Genomic DNA, 13,918 nt, shown 5'->3' with positions numbered 1-13,918 from the left:
GTTATCGTTTACGATTTTCCATCTTTGGGATCCGCTTCCGATGCGGCTCCTGATGTCGCTTCCTTGGAGAGCCTCAATTGTTCAATGATGAGCTTTTCGATTTTCAGTTCATCCCCTTTGCGAAATCCAGACGATGTAAAAACGATCGTTCCAGCAGATGAGATGAGGTAACTGGTTGGATAGCTGCGCACAGCATAGAGATTTCCCACACTTTGATCTGGATCGATCAGAACGGGGAATGTATATTTTCTCTGCCGAACCGTGGGGCGGACCTTGGATTGTGTGCGTTGGTCGTCCTCGGCAATCGCGATAAATGTATAACCCTGATCCTTGTATTTTTGATAGAGCTTGTCCATCTCGGGAAGCTCTTTCTGGCAGGGTTTGCACCAGACGGTCCAGAAGTTGACCAGCACCGGCCCCTTCGCAAGGAGCTCTTTTAGGACATAGGTCTCACCCTCCACCGACTTCAGTTTGAAATCGGCGGCCGTTGTCTGGGGAGTGTCCGCTGATAGGATGGAGGGGAGTGAAAAGAGGATCCCCCATAAAATAACAAATCCGATAGATATCGGCTTCCTGCTTAAAGATGCCATGAGGTGGTCTCCTTAACTCATTGAGGTTCAGCATACAGCCTTCAGTGTCCCCGATCCGCCCCGGCTCTGTCAACTCGACCCCATCCCCTCTCGCCCGCCGGTTGACCGGGGGTTCATAGAGGCTCTAGGCTGAAGTGTTTATGAGAGTGCGGCTCCGATCTCAACCCATCCCGAGGGGAGCCGCTTCAGAGAGGGAGAGCTCAAAAGGAGACGATTCAAGATGAGCGGAATCAGGTTTACGTCCTGTTCGATGCGGGATGCGATCCTCAAAAAGGACAAGGCCGCCGCTCTCAGCCAAGTGGAAGAGGATTCGGGCTCGGCCGAGGGGGTGAACCGGATCCTTCAGGGGATGAAGCTTGCCGGGATTCGCCACCAGGATACCCGCTTCCCAACACCGCATGGTGTGATCTATGCCGATGCCGTCCGGGATTTGGCGCCGACCTATGCGGGGGAGGCGCCGGAGCTTCTTTTCAGAGGGGCGCTGGAAACCCTCTTCCGCCTCGATTATCGAGAGGTTCGCCTTAACGCTTTTGACCTGGATGAGGCCGGCCGGCCCGATGTCGTCGCTGTCCATGAATTTTATGACGCTCTCGCCGAGGGGAATACCGAGGCCTCTTTCTCGGCCGCCGCGCGTTTGCTCGGGGCGATCCGATCCCATGACATCCTGCTCGAAAACCTCAATTTCCTCGCCGCCCATCATGTGACACGATTAGGGCACACGCTCATCTTCACCCATAGCACGGTCAAAGGGATCGTCGACCTGAAAGGCGAGGCGATCCATGAGTTCCTCTACGGCCTTATTCTCTATCTCACGAGCCGGGATCTTCCATTCCCCGGGCGGCCGGCCGGGGATGAGAGAGAATTGCCTTGGAAAATATTTCTTCGCCGGGCTCTGAAAGATCCCGGTCTGCTACATCATAATCTCATCTTCGTGACCCACGCCTTCCAAGCGCAACGCTTTGCTCAACTCAACCGGGCCCGGCTCCTGCCCATCCTGCGCCGATCGCTGGCTGATCGTTTCCCCGGCTGGGAGGAGGATAAGGAGCCGGCCGATCCGGCTCCGGAGACCCCTCCCAAAACAGGGGAGAATCTTCAAAGCCTTGAACCCTCCGATAGAGAGCCGATCCGGGAGGCGCTCCTCAAGGGTGAGGCCGATGCGGCGCGCGCCTCGATCCGCCGGGTGTGGGGACGAGTGGCGGATGTGGATCCTCTCTTCCGCCCGATCGCTGAGGCGTGCGGGACCAAGGGCGACCCGCTGATGGTCCATGACCTGATCTATATCAATGCCGCGCGGTGGGGCGCCCATCTACTCGGGGACGAGGGTCTGGAACTCATCGATCAAGTGGTCGATCATATCTGCCGGATGCCCCCGCGGGAGTCGGAGTGACGCCGCGCCCATCAGACCGGATGGCGTCGCCGAGGATGGCGCCATGAAAGAAGAGATCCGCCGGCTCGGCTTGAAGCTCGGACTGGATGGCGTGGGATTCGCCGCGCCGGTTCTCCCTCCGGCGGGGAGGCGCTTTTCAACCTGGCTCGATTCCGGTTATGGCGCCGGGATGGCTTATCTCCATCGCACCCGTGATCTCCGGCTGTGCCCCGAAAAATTCTTTCCGGATGTCAAAACGGTTCTGGCGGTGATTCTCAACTATTACAATCCCGAACCGGCGGATGTGCAGCGCGGCGCGGAGGGCCGGATCAGCCCGGACACTCCGGTCGGCCGGGATGCCCGCATCAGCCGGTACGCCTGGGGCCGCGACTATCACAAAACCCTGACCCGCCGTCTGCAGCGCTATCTAGAGGAAATCCAGCGGAGGTTCCCGGACGCGAAGGGCCGGGTCGCTGTCGATACCGCGCCGGTGATGGATAAACTCTGGGCCGAAGCCGCCGGTCTGGGATGGCAAGGGCGTCATACGAACCTGATCACAAGAAATTACGGAAGCTGGGTTTTTATCGGGACACTTTGGCTCAATATCGAGCTGCCGCCCGATCCGGCCCATTCCAATTATTGTGGAAGTTGTACAAAATGCCTGGATGCCTGCCCGACCGGCGCTCTGATAAGCCCGAATCTGCTCGATGCCCGGCGTTGCATCTCTTATTGGAATGTAGAACACAGGGGTCCTTTTGGGAAAGAAACGCCTCCATTTGATCGATGGCTTTACGGTTGTGATGTCTGTCAGGAGGTCTGTCCCTGGAACCGGTTCTCGACACCAGCCTCAGAAAGTGATTTCCTTCCGAGATCCAGTCTTCTCAAAATGGAACTGAAGAGTTGGGCCGGGCTCAATGATGCAGAGTATGAGAAATTGACGCGGGGAAGCGCCATGCGCCGGGCCAAACAGGAAGGACTCCGGCGAAATGCCTGCTGGTTAGGAAAAACAAAAGGAGAAAGAGATTGAACCCGAACGATAGGGGAGAGGCGCCCATGGCGCCGATCCGTCAGGAATTCGAGCTGCAGAATCCATTGGGCCTCACCATCCGGGGCAAGGTGATCCGTCCCGCGGCGGCTGAACCCCATCCGGCGACGGTTTTTATCATTCACGGATATAAGGGATTTATCGATTGGGGGTTCTTTCCAACGCTCTTCGATTCCTTGGCCGGGGCCGGTCTCCGGGTTGTGGCCTTTAATATGTCCGGATCGGGGATCGCCCCCGATTGGGAGACGTGTTCTGAAACGGCCCTTTTTGAACAAAACACCTATTCCCAGGAGCTGTTGGATATTCAGACGGTCGTCCGGTCTTTTACAAGAGAGTCCAACGGATGGCCTTTCCCGCTGGCCGGGCCAACCGCGCTCTTGGGGCATAGCCGGGGCGGAGGCATCGCCCTTCTCGCCTCCGCCAACGTTCCCAGATTGCAGACGATCGTCACCTGGGCGTCGATTTGCCGGGTCGATCGATGGGATGCACAAGCGCATATGAAATGGCGCGAGCAGGGTTATCTGGAGGTCGTCAACAGCCGGACCGATCAAAAATTCCGGCTGACAACCGATCTGCTCAACGATGTCGAGCAAAACAGCGGGCGGTTGGAGCTGGAAACGGCCCTGCGGGGATTGACGATTCCCGTTCTCCTTCTGCATGGGGAGAAGGATGATGCCGTTGGAGTTGATGAATGCCGCAAGCTCTTTGCCTGGAAATCGGCTCATTCAGGGCAGGAGGTTCCCGAAGAGCAGGCCATGCCGCCGGCGCTGGCCAACCTCCCCGTTCCGCCGGAAACGGATCTGCGCTGGGGGGCCGAGGGGTCGCTTCAGGCGCTGGTGAAATGGGCCGGGCACACTTTTGACGCCGAACATCCCCTGCCGGATCCTCCGCCCGAGCGCCTATTATCGGTGATTGAGCTGACAACGGCTTGGCTGCGCTGGCATCTGCTGGATTCGAAGAAGGGTTTGTCATAGAATGATGAGAGTTGTGGTTCTGCAGCAGTAGGCGGCTCAGAAGCAGGCAGCAGGCGCAAGCGACAGAAGGAGGCGGTAAGAAGGATATGTTGACCCAGGAGAGCGTACAGAAGATCCTTGAAACGGAAATCCGGCCCATGCTTCGTCGGGACGGCGGGGATATTGAACTTATCGATGTTCGTGACAACATTGTTTTTGTTCGTCTTCAGGGCGCCTGCTCCGGATGTCCCGGCGCGGCCATGACGTTGAAGATGGGTGTCGAGCGGTTGCTGCGGGAAGAATTCCCCGAACTGGAAGAGGTGATCGCCCAATAGCCGATGACGGTATTTCGAGTGGTTCGCACGAGATCACAGGAGGTATCGTGACTATCGTTCCGGAGAAAATCGGACAATATCTCGCTGACCTTCACCAAATCTCTGATCCCGTGATCGAAGAGATGGAGACGACCGCGCGGCGTCGTCATTTTCCCATCGTTGGATCGGCCGTCGGCCGGCTCTTGGAAATCTCCGCCCGGTTGGTCAATCCCCGCAACGTGCTCGAGTTGGGCAGCGGCTTCGGCTATTCAGCCTATTGGCTGGCTCGCGGGATGGCTCCCGGCGCCGCCTTGACGGTGACCGATCACGACACGGGCAATATCGAGGCCTGCAAAAAGAATCTTTCACAATTCTCCAAGATCTTCACGATCCATTTCATCCAAGGAGATGCCCTGGAGGTTCTGTCGGCGTCGGATGTGGAACTCGATCTTGTTTTCTGCGATGTGGAGAAAAACCTCTATCCGAAAGTTATCGATCCGATCGCCCGCCGCCTCCGGCCCGGCGGGCTCTTTTTGACGGATAACACCCTTTGGAACGGCCGTGTCGCTGAGAAAGAGGTCGATGACACGACGAAGGCGATACAGGTCTTTAACCGACTCATGATGAGAGATGCGCGTTTTCAAACCGCCCTTCTTCCGATTCGAGACGGCGTCGCGATGGCGATACGGCTTCCAGACTGATGAGAAAATTGAAACTATTTATCCGGCTTCAAGCGCCTCGAGTTCCATTGTTCCGCCATCAATCCGCACGACGCCGCTCTGCAGGGGCTGCCTCCGTATTGATACTCTGTCTGCTCACCCCCGCGCTGTGCTTTGCCGCCGGCGACGCCGACACGGTGCTGGTGCTGCCCGGCCGGGCCGAGCAGCTGGAGCTGGGAGGTTATTTACAGGTCCGGTATCAGGAGGGTGGGACGTTCGGGAGCTTCAGCGTCCGCCGGGCACGGCTTCAGCTTGAGGGCCGCATCCAAAGCGAACTTCGATTCGAGCTGGATGTCGATCTGAGTGATTTGGGTCTTTCCGACACCGCGCAGAGCGCACGGGCGCTTAAAGATGTCATTCTCGAGGCGCGGCCCCATCCGAAATTCCGAATCCGGGCCGGGCAATTCAAGAAGGCCTTCCTTCTGGAGGAAGAGACCTCATCGAGATCCCTGCCGGTGATCGAGCGCGGCCTCCTATCCGACCATCTCAGGAAACTTGGGTATGCGGGCCGTGATGTCGGGGCCGAAGCGCGTTATACAATGAAGAAATCGAAATGGCGGGCTCAGATGAGCCTTTCCCTCATGAATGGAGAGGGGGCGAATCAGGGCCGGATCAGCGATGGAATGAGCGATCTTGTTCTCAACCTGGTTCTGAATCGGAAAGGGATCGGAAGTCTGATCGGCGCCATCCAATGGAAATCGCGCCCCGATGTCCCACGGATCGATGAGAAAAAGGCTGTGGCCGCCATGCTGGGGCTTGCCGTTGAATGGCACTCGCTTAGCTTCGAAGGCGAGTGGCTCACCTGGGCTGTGGATCCCCGGCTTTCCGTTTCGGAGTTCGATGACCGGGGCCATGGCTTGAGGGGAATGGCCTTATTGAGTTCGCCGCGGCGTTTTCTTGGGTTACACAAAATGGAAATCGGCCTGCGCGCCGAATACCTCGAGCCGAATGAAAGCCGCGCGCGGGGCCGCGGAGATGGGCTGGCCCGATGGACAGGGACAATGACCTTTTATCTGCACAAAAACAGCCGGATCCGGATCGGCCCGCAGATCGATTGGGTCCAAGATCCCGCCTACGACACAACGACTTCATGGATGGCCGAGTGGCAGCTCTCTTACTAGGGTTGCGCCTGATGAGCGCTGAAGGATGTTGTTGAGATTGCAGCGGATGACGCCGTTAGGGATGTGATTGAGGATACGGGCAATCTCTTAGCAGCGGACAATCCTCACATTTCGGCTTTCTCGAATCACAGACCGTGCGTCCATGCAGAATCGTCCGGTGGCTGAAATCCGTCCATTCTTTTTGAGGAATCCGCAGCATAAGATCCTGCTCAATCCGGTCGGGGTCGGTTTCTTTTGTGAAATCAAGTCTTTGCGACACCCTTCTTACATGCGTATCAACGGTGATACCGGGGATCCCGAAGGCGTTTCCAAGAATCACATTCGCTGTTTTTCTTCCCACACCGGGAAGGGTCACCAGCTCTTCAAGCGTCTCGGGCATTTTGCCGTCAAAACGTTCGATCAGCTGCTGCGCCGCCCCCTTGATGCTCTTTGATTTGTTTTTGTAAAAGCCCGTGGAGTGAATCAACTTTTCGAGCCTGGCCGGGTTTACTTTTGCCGCCTTCTCAACGGACGGCAGTTCTTTGAAGAGGTTCGGCGTCACCATGTTGACCCGCGCGTCGGTGCATTGCGCCGACAGAATCGTGGCGACGAGGAGTTCCCAGGGATTCGTGAAATTGAGGAAACAGCGGGTGTCGGGATAGGCTTTGGCCAAGACGCGATGAAGCCGGAGCGCCCGCTTCTTTTCTGCGGGCGAGGGTGGCGTGGGGACCCAAGCGCTGCCTTTCGGTGTCATGGCGTTCCTTCCATCCGCTGCCGGGTTATCAGTGGGCGACCTTCATCCGGTACCGTTTGAGCCGCTTCCGGGCTTCTTCCGGTTTCAATGCGTTAAAGGTCCCCTCGGGTCCGAGCCGCCCCTTGATGGACGTGTTGATACCGTAGTCGATGTGAGTCAGCCCCGAGACATTGTGGGCGTCGGGATTCACCGAGATCAAAACGCCCAGCTGCCTGGCCTTCGGGATCCAGCGCCAATCGAGATCCTGCCGGTACGGATTGGCGTTGAATTCGATGATCGTTCCGGTCTCCGCCGCGGCTTTTAGGATCGCCTCCATATCCGGCGTGCTGGTTTCCCGGGCCAGCAGAAGCCGCCCGGTGGGATGGCCTAAAATGTCCATATAGGGATTGTTGACCGCGTTGATGAGCCGGCGCGTCATGACTTCGGAATCCATATGCAACTGGCTGTGGATCGACCCGATGACGAAATCCAGCGACTTTAACACTTCGTCGGGGAAATCGAGCGAGCCGTCGGAGAGGATATCCGATTCGGTGCCGTGCCAGATCTCGATCTTGGGGTAGCGTTTCCGAAGCTTCTCTATCTCTTCAGCCTGCCGCATCAGGCGGTCCGGTGTCAGGCCATTGGCGTAAAAGGCGCTTTGAGAGTGGTCGGTAATGCCGATATAACTGCATCCCATCTCTGCGGCGGCCCCGACCATCGTTTCCAAAGTCTCGGCGCCGTCGCTCCACTTCGTGTGGACATGGAGGAGCCCTTCAAGATCGTCGATTCTCAAGAGACGCGGGATCTCTTGCGGCAGAACCGACGGCCCATGCTCATCGGCCTCCCTTAATGCCGGAGGGATCCATGGGAGATCGAGAATATTGTATAACTCTTCCTCCGATGCCGGTTTGATGACCTCACCGTTCCGGCGAAGGGCCGTCTCACCGATGTCCCAACCGCGGTCCGCCGCATGGGCCGTGACATTCCGGCAGTGTTCTTTGGAGCCGGTGAGACGCCAAAGAGCGAGCGGAAAGAGGTCCGGTGTGACGGCGTGGATCTCGGCGGGAATCGAGTCTTTGAGCTGAAGCCGGATGATGTTTTTATCGAGTGTCGCATCGGGAAATTTGGCGGCGAGAGGGGGCAGGGATTTTTGGGGATTCTCCATAGACGCCACCATGGTGATCCCCCGGACAATCTCCATGGACCGGCGGATCTCGCCCGCGACCTCTACCTGAAGCGCGTCGGAATCGTTGAGAAGGGTCGCCGTGATCAAGGTGCCGGCGTCTTCCATTTTAGAACGGAGAAACCATCCGGCAATCCATTTTCTCCAGAGCAGGCCCTCAAGAATCTTGTGTTGGGATTTCGGACCGAAACCGGAGAGGGTGACGAGATGGTTCTCCTGGCAGGCATATTCGAGTTCGCCCGGGTGGGTGATCCCGAGTTCCTTCCAGAGTGTCCGCACTTTGCGGGGACCCAACCCGGGGATCCGAAGGATTTCAAGAAGCCCCTCCGGAACCTGCGTTTGCAGTGTTTCCAATAACTCCAATTTATCCGTGGCGAACAGCTCCTGAATGTCGGCCAGCATCCCTTTTCCGATCCCGGGGATTTTCGGTCCTTCCCCGCGGATCAGGGTCGCGAGATCCTCGGGCGCCATCTCTTTAACAATACGAGACGCATTGGCGTAGGCGCGTATTTTGAACGGATTTTCACCGAGCAGTTCGCAATAAAGCGCCACTCTTTGCAGCAGTTCCGCCGCTGTTGTTCCATCTATGGCCATGCACATCCCTTACACTTATCTATGACACGAGGCGCAGAAGTTCCTCCACCAACTTATCGGCGCCGGCCGCGATCTCGCTGACCCTGGAACCTAACATATAGGCCGGGGTGGTGACGACGCGGTTTTTTACATCGACGTGGACTTCCTTCACCGATTTATTGATGTGATACGCCCCCATCGCTTCCAGAGCCTTTGCTGTTCCCGGGTCGTTGCCGATTGTGAGCTCGAGATGCGCGACATCCCGGCCGAGCACACGGGCGACCAGGGCGGGAGCGATACACATCGCTCCGATCGGCTTGCCGGCCCGGTGCACCTCGCGAATCAACCGGGCGACCTGGGGATGGGCTACGCAGTCGGCCCCCTTAACAGCGAAATTGCAGAGATTCTTCGCCGCGCCGAACCCCCCCGGGATGACCAGGGCGTCGATATCGGCGGCCTTCACTTCAGCGAGATCTCTAATATTGCCCCGGGCGATCCGGGCTGACTCGACAAGAATATTCCGGCTCTCGCCGGTGGTCTCGTTCGACAGATGATTGATGACATGCATCGCCGGGCCGTTGGGCGCCATGTAGATGATCTCGGCACCCTTCCGGTCCAAGGCGATCAAAGCCGCCACGGCCTCGTGGATCTCCGTTCCATCAAAAACCCCGCATCCAGACAAAATCACGCCGACCTTTAGCATCGCGCACCTCCCGCCAACGTTTGACCCCTGGCTCAATTATCGATTTCAGCTCCTGAATCTTTCAGCATTTTAGGGTCGCGAGAACCCCATCTCAAGCGGTCTTCCCTCTAAAAGACGATCCAAGCGCCTTTTGGCTCCAGGGAGGACGGCTTGACAGCCTCAGGAGGCGGACCTACGTTTAAGGTTTGGGGTTCTTTTAGCTGAGAATCTAATCGAGGCCCGCACAACGGGCCTTATTCCTTCAGATCCAAGCGCCAAGGAGAATCAATTGGTGGAAAGATCCAGGAACAGCCAGGGGAAGCTGGATCCCTATCCGGAGATATCTCCGGGACCCCTGCTGAGCCGGATTAATTCACCGGCCGACCTTCGAGCCCTTACACCCGCCGAACTGGTTACCCTCTGTCAAGAAATCCGGGACTACATCGTACCGATCGTAACCCGTGTCGGCGGGCATCTGGCTCCCAGCCTCGGGGTGGTGGAGTTGACGGTCGCTCTCCACAGGGTCTTTGAAACCCCGCGGGATAAAATGGTCTGGGATGTCGGCCATCAGAGCTACATCCACAAGGTATTGACCGGCCGGCGCGATGAGATGAAGACCATCCGCCAAGCCGGCGGGCTCAGCGGCTTCTGTAAGCGGATGGAATCTCCCTACGATGCCTTCGGCGCCGGTCACGCTTCCACCGCCATCTCCTCGGCGCTGGGGATAGCGATTGCGCGCGATCTGGCGGATGAGAATTACAAAGTCCTCGCCGTGGTCGGTGACGGGGGGATGACCGGCGGTCTGTCGTATGAGGGTCTTAATAATGCCGGATCGGCCGAGACCGACTTCGTCGTCATCCTGAATGATAATGCGATGTCGATCTCCCCGAACGTCGGGGCCCTGTCAAAGCACCTGTCGCACATGATCTCAAGCCCCCTCTTCAATCGCGTTAAAGACGAAGTCTGGAAACTCACGGAATTTATGCCGGCGACCGGCGCCGTCCGCCAGACGGTGCGCAAGTTGGAGGAGAGCCTGAAGACCCTCATGGTTCCCGGGATGTTCTTTGAGGATTTGGGATTCCGCTATCTCGGCCCGCTCGACGGGCATAATGTGAAAAGTCTCGTCAATGTTCTTGAGCGGGTGCGGGGAATGAAAGGTGCGATCCTGGTTCATGTTCTCACCACGAAAGGGAAGGGGCTGCCATCAGCGGAGGGGGATCCCGTCAAGTATCACGGTGTTAAACCTCTGGCGGCGGCGGTAACATCTGAAAGCGGCAAGGTCAAGGCGGCGCCCAACGGCCCTGCTTATACAAATGTATTTTCCGGCGCGATGCTCAGATTAGCCGAGCTTTTCCCCGAGATGGTGGCCGTGACCGCCGCGATGGCGGAAGGCACAGGGTTGCACAATTTTGCCGAGAAACACCCCGGCCGTTTTTTCGATGTCGGTATCGCCGAGGCGCATGCTGTTTGCTTTTCCGCCGGCATGGCGGCGCAGGGGTTGCGTCCCGTCACGGCGATTTATTCAACCTTTCTTCAAAGAGCTTTCGACCAGGTGATTCACGATGTCGCCCTGCAGAAGCTGCCGGTCGTCTTTGCCTTGGATCGGGCGGGTATCGTGGGGGAAGACGGACCGACGCATCATGGCGCCTTTGATCTCTCTTATCTCGGCTGCGTGCCCAACATGATCCTCTGCGCCCCTCGCAACGGCCGGGAACTCTGCAATCTTCTTTATACCGGACTGATGCAGAAGGAAAATCCCTTCGCCGTTCGATATCCCCGCGTGTCGATCCCCGAACAGGGCCCCCTCGATGATTCCTTCGAGGAGATCCCTTTGGGCAGCTGGGAAGTGATGCGAGAGGGGAAGGACCTGTGCATCCTGGCCGTGGGGACGATGGCCGGTGTGGCGGAAGAAGCCGTCCCGATCCTCGATCGCGCCGGCCTCACACCGACCCTCGTCAATGCCCGGTTTATCAATCCTATGGATGAAAAATTCTTGAACCGGATGCTGGACAAGCATCGTACGATTGTCACGATGGAAGAGAATGTTCTCAACGGGGGATTCGGCGCGAAGGTTGCCCGTTGGCTGAATGATATGCCCGAGACCCCCGCGCACCGCCGAATTCACATCGGTCTTCCGGATGAGTTTGTGACCCACGGCTCCCGGAGTTTCCTTTTGAAGACGCTGGGACTCGATGCCGAGGGCGTCGCCGGTCGAATTCTCGCCGGGATTCAAACCGACGTCACCCTGCAGCAGAGATAGGGCCGGCCGCTTTCCCCTGACGTTCAGCTTTTGCAACAGCGATCCCGCCGCCGGATCTGATGGCGGCTACAGCCCCGCCGCCTTCGCCACCAATGGCGCGATGTCGACCGCGGTGAGCTTTTCCTCGAGATTGAGTTCCTTGATCCCGTCGGAGAGCATCGTATGGCAGAAGGGACAGGCCGTGCAGACCGTTTTGGCGCCGGCGTCCAGGACTTCTTTTGTTCGCGTGTGATTGATCCTTGTCCCCAGATCTTCCTCCATCCACATACGCCCGCCGCCGGCTCCGCAACAGAAGCTCTTGCGGTGGTGATCTTTCATCTCCACGATGGGGCCGGAGTTGAGGGCTTTGAGAATATTCCGGGGCTGATCATAGATATTGTTATACCGTCCAAGGTAGCAGGAGTCGTGGTAGGTGATGGTTCCGAGATGATCAATGGGATTCTTCAGCGCGAGCTTGCCCTCTTTTATCAGGGTGTCGAGAATCTCGGTGTAATGATAAACCTCGTAATCGCCGTCGAGCTCCTTGTAGTCATGCTTGAGCAGGTTATAGCCGTGAGGACAAAGCGTGATGATCTTTTTGACCTTGTACTCTTTAAACTTTTCGATATTTGCCGTTGCGAGCATCTGATAAAGGTACTCGTTACCCATCTTCTTTGCGGAATCGCCGCAGCAGCCCTCTTCTGTGCCCAGGATGGCGAAGTCGACGCCGGCCGCCTTGAGGATCTTCACCATGGCGACGGCATTCTTTTTGTTTAGGTCATCCAGAGCACCGGCGCAGCCGACATAAAAGAGATACTCGGCTTCACCCTTCTCCGACAGCAGCGGGACATCCAAACCATCGGCCCATTCGGCCCGGGTATGCGCCCCGAGACCCCACGGATTGGATTGGCTTTCCATCCCTTTGAAGGTGTCGGCGACCCCCGCGGGGAAATCCGACTCCATCATGACGAGATATCGCCGCAGATCGATCAATTTCGGGAACTGGAGGATATAGGCGGGGCAGGCCTCCACGCAGGCCATACAGGTGACGCAAGACCAGATCGTTTCCTTTTTGATAGTATCCCCGATCAATGCCGGGCCCTTGTAAGCTTCATCCGGCACGATTTTGTAAATGCCGTCGTCACCGGTGACCATCTTCGCCTTCGCCTCGAGATAGGTGCGGAGATCCTGGATGATATCTCTCGGCACCAGCGGCTTATCGGTCATGAAGGCGGGGCAGGCCTCGACGCACCGCCCGCAACGCATGCAGGCCTCACTGTCAAAGAGATCCTTTCGGGAGTACTCCTCGATATTGTGAATGCCGAAGGTCTCAGCGTCTTCGAAGGACTCGGGCGGCATTGTCTTGATGGGGGGCTGGGCGGTCCGGGCCCGCAGATAGATATTCACCGGTGTGGTGATCATGTGGAAAAGTTTTGAGTAGGCGATGAAAACAATAAAGGCGAAAGCGCCGAGAATATGAAACCACCAAAGAATCTTGTGCGTTATATAAATGGCGGAGAGACTCATCCCCGATAGGAGGTAGGCGAGCATCCTTCCCACCGGTGAGGTCCAGATATGGGCATGCATCGGGTTCGCCGGATTGACCTCCGTCGCCTGCAGCCGCAGTCCTTCTACAATGAACCCGGTGACTAGGATGCCGAGAAAGGACCACAGGATGATATTATCTTCCGGTTTCTCATCCAACCATTTGGGTTTGAAGAAGAGTCTCCTGGCCAAGGCCATTGAGACGCCGGTGATGGCGAGGAGGCCGAAAAGATCGGCAAAGAGGGAAAGCCCGAGATAAAAAGCATCCTTCATAAACCAGACTTTCCAGACGGGATAGATAAGATCGGCCTGAAGAAAGACAATGGTCGTTGTGATGAGGAGGGCGATGAAACCCCAGAGAATGAAGAAGTGAAAGAGGCCCTGGTAGGGTTCCTTCAGGATTCGCCGGTGGGCGAAGACATCTGCGGCTGTAAACCAAAATCGTCCCCAGGGATTGCCGGTTCGATCCACATCGGTCCCGGTGGCCAGCTTTGCGATTTTCAGACGGTTGAAGAAGCCGCTGCGCGACAGGCCGCGAAAGAAGAGGAAAATGGTGATGGCCGCGAAACTGTACATGAGGATGGGGCCGATGGGAAAGCCCGTCCCCTTGATATTCCATAGAACTTCTCTTGAGATTTCCGCCCCTGGCGCGTGCATAGGTCCCCCCTGAGATTTTGCCCAGTCCGAATATTACCATAGCCAAAAATAATTTGAATTTCATTAACCAAAACTAATCCTGCTCGAGGAATTCGAACACCTTTGGATTGAAAATGGGGTGTGCGGAACCGACAATACTCATTAGTATGCAAAGACGGATGAATTAGAGAGTTAATGAGCGCGAGAATGACTGAAGAAATAGCCGTTCAGTGCAAGTAC

The 13,918-nt window shown here is 57.1% G+C and carries 12 protein-coding genes; 7 read left to right on the top strand and 5 right to left on the bottom strand.

From position 1 onward, the window contains the following. Positions 1 to 8 precede the first annotated feature (8 nt). Positions 9 to 590, bottom strand: a complete 582-nt coding sequence (locus tag KJ970_14570; GenBank protein MBU2692142.1) for a TlpA family protein disulfide reductase — start codon at positions 588 to 590, stop codon at positions 9 to 11. Positions 591 to 810: 220 nt separating this feature from the next. Between KJ970_14570 and KJ970_14565 the strand changes: the two genes are divergently transcribed. From KJ970_14565 to KJ970_14540, 6 genes are all read left to right on the top strand, one after another. Next, a complete protein-coding gene (locus KJ970_14565) occupies positions 811 to 1,977 on the top strand; it encodes a hypothetical protein (GenBank protein MBU2692141.1) in 1,167 nt (388 codons plus the stop codon). Between the two features lie 43 nt (positions 1,978 to 2,020). Further along, positions 2,021 to 2,983, top strand: a complete 963-nt coding sequence (queG, locus tag KJ970_14560) for a tRNA epoxyqueuosine(34) reductase QueG (protein ID MBU2692140.1) — start codon at positions 2,021 to 2,023, stop codon at positions 2,981 to 2,983. Continuing rightward, positions 2,980 to 3,975 carry an alpha/beta fold hydrolase gene (locus tag KJ970_14555; protein ID MBU2692139.1) on the top strand — a complete coding sequence of 332 codons (996 nt, stop codon included), beginning with the start codon at positions 2,980 to 2,982 and terminating at the stop codon, positions 3,973 to 3,975. The genes queG and KJ970_14555 overlap by 4 nt, the downstream gene beginning before the upstream one ends. A gap of 86 nt (positions 3,976 to 4,061) precedes the next feature. Continuing rightward, positions 4,062 to 4,289, top strand: a complete 228-nt coding sequence (locus KJ970_14550) for a NifU family protein (protein ID MBU2692138.1) — start codon at positions 4,062 to 4,064, stop codon at positions 4,287 to 4,289. 47 nt (positions 4,290 to 4,336) lie between these two features. After that, entirely contained in the window at positions 4,337 to 4,969 is a 633-nt protein-coding gene (locus tag KJ970_14545) for an O-methyltransferase (GenBank protein MBU2692137.1), read from the top strand. Further along, positions 4,969 to 6,108 (top strand): OprO/OprP family phosphate-selective porin, encoded by a 1,140-nt coding sequence (locus tag KJ970_14540; GenBank protein MBU2692136.1) that lies wholly within the window; start codon positions 4,969 to 4,971, stop codon positions 6,106 to 6,108. The genes KJ970_14545 and KJ970_14540 overlap by 1 nt, the downstream gene beginning before the upstream one ends. Positions 6,109 to 6,163: 55 nt before the next feature. Here KJ970_14540 and nth read toward each other — a convergent pair whose 3' ends face one another. From nth to elbB, 3 genes are read right to left on the bottom strand one after another with little or no spacing between them, the layout of a single operon-like run. Continuing rightward, on the bottom strand, positions 6,164 to 6,841 hold the full coding sequence (gene nth / locus KJ970_14535; GenBank protein ID MBU2692135.1) for an endonuclease III: 678 nt from the start codon (positions 6,839 to 6,841) through the stop codon (positions 6,164 to 6,166). A 28-nt stretch (positions 6,842 to 6,869) separates the two neighbouring features. Then, positions 6,870 to 8,597 carry a DNA polymerase/3'-5' exonuclease PolX gene (gene polX, locus KJ970_14530; protein ID MBU2692134.1) on the bottom strand — a complete coding sequence of 576 codons (1,728 nt, stop codon included), beginning with the start codon at positions 8,595 to 8,597 and terminating at the stop codon, positions 6,870 to 6,872. A gap of 19 nt (positions 8,598 to 8,616) precedes the next feature. Then, positions 8,617 to 9,279: an isoprenoid biosynthesis glyoxalase ElbB gene (elbB, locus tag KJ970_14525; GenBank protein ID MBU2692133.1), complete on the bottom strand. Its 663-nt coding sequence runs from the start codon at positions 9,277 to 9,279 to the stop codon at positions 8,617 to 8,619. A gap of 334 nt (positions 9,280 to 9,613) precedes the next feature. Here elbB and dxs point away from each other — a divergent pair, with 334 nt between their 5' ends. Further along, on the top strand, positions 9,614 to 11,518 hold the full coding sequence (gene dxs, locus KJ970_14520; GenBank protein ID MBU2692132.1) for a 1-deoxy-D-xylulose-5-phosphate synthase: 1,905 nt from the start codon (positions 9,614 to 9,616) through the stop codon (positions 11,516 to 11,518). Between the two features lie 66 nt (positions 11,519 to 11,584). On the opposite strand, the gene KJ970_14515 is transcribed toward dxs, so the two are convergent. Next, complete coding sequence (locus KJ970_14515; protein ID MBU2692131.1) at positions 11,585 to 13,699, bottom strand: 4Fe-4S dicluster domain-containing protein; 2,115 nt, start codon at positions 13,697 to 13,699, stop codon at positions 11,585 to 11,587. Positions 13,700 to 13,918: the final 219 nt, after the last annotated feature.

The sequence above is a fragment of the Candidatus Eisenbacteria bacterium genome (assembly GCA_018831195.1).
Taxonomy (GTDB): Bacteria; Eisenbacteria; RBG-16-71-46; order CAIMUX01; family JAHJDP01; genus JAHJDP01.
The sequence above is the reverse complement of the archived record's forward strand: the minus strand, read 5'-3'. Positions and strand labels throughout refer to the sequence as shown.